The organism is Curtobacterium sp. B18 (assembly GCF_000333375.1).
In the GTDB taxonomy this organism is placed as follows: Bacteria; Actinomycetota; Actinomycetes; order Actinomycetales; family Microbacteriaceae; genus Curtobacterium.
In genome coordinates this window covers 1-869 of sequence record NZ_BACZ01000408.1, presented here as the reverse complement: position 1 = coordinate 869, position 869 = coordinate 1, and the positions used below count along the sequence as shown (strand labels likewise).

Below are 869 nucleotides of genomic sequence, written 5' to 3'. Positions count from 1 at the left end.
CCAGGACTCGCTCGCCAACTTCCACCCGGCCCAGTGGAAGTGGTCGAAGTAACCAACTGACACCCCCTGGAGGCGCGGTACGGGTCCGACCCGCACCGCGCCTCCCGGGGCCCACCGCACCATCCCAGACGACGGAAGCCGCATGACCACAGCTCTCTACCTCACCAGGCGCGTCCTGCAGGCGCTCGCGGTGATCCTCATCGTCACGATCGTCGTGTTCTGCCTGCTGCACGCCCTGCCGGGCGGCCCGGCCCGCGGCGTCCTCGGCGTCTCCGCGACGCCCGCGCAGATCGCCGCGTTCAACCAGGCGCAGGGGCTCGACCAGCCGCTGCCCGTGCAGTACCTCCGGTTCCTCGGCCGCCTGCTCACCGGCGACCTCGGTACCTCGTACACGCTCAACGAGGCGGTGTCGCAGCTCATCGCCGAGCGGTTGCCCAAGACCCTCGTCCTCACCGGGATGTCCGCGGTGCTCGGCATCGTGCTCGCGATCCCGGTCGGCATGTGGCAGGCGGTCCGGCGCAACGGCGCGGTCGACTACGCGGCCACGGCCCTGGCGTTCGTGTTCTACTCGACGCCCGCGTTCTTCCTCGGGCTCGTCCTCATCATCGTCTTCAGCCAGCAGCTGCCGTGGCTGCCGTCCCAGGCGCCGAGCGGCAACACCCTCGCCGAGGTCTTCCAGGACCCGGCGGGGCTCGTGCTCCCCGTCGTCACCGGGGCCCTCGCGATGATCGCCGTGTTCAGCCGGTACATGCGGGCCTCGACGCTCGAGAACCTGCAGGAGGACTACGTCCGCACCGCCCGCGCCGGCGGTGCCTCGACTGCGGCGATCCTGCGCCGGCACGTGTTCCGGAACTCGCTCACCCCGGTGG

The 869-nt window shown here is 71.0% G+C and carries 1 protein-coding gene; it reads left to right on the top strand.

Annotated elements, in window-relative coordinates:
* Window positions 1–142: 142 nt before the first annotated feature.
* A partial coding sequence (locus I5E_RS11305; RefSeq protein ID WP_022907085.1) for an ABC transporter permease occupies window positions 143–869 on the top strand: 727 nt, incomplete at its 3' end.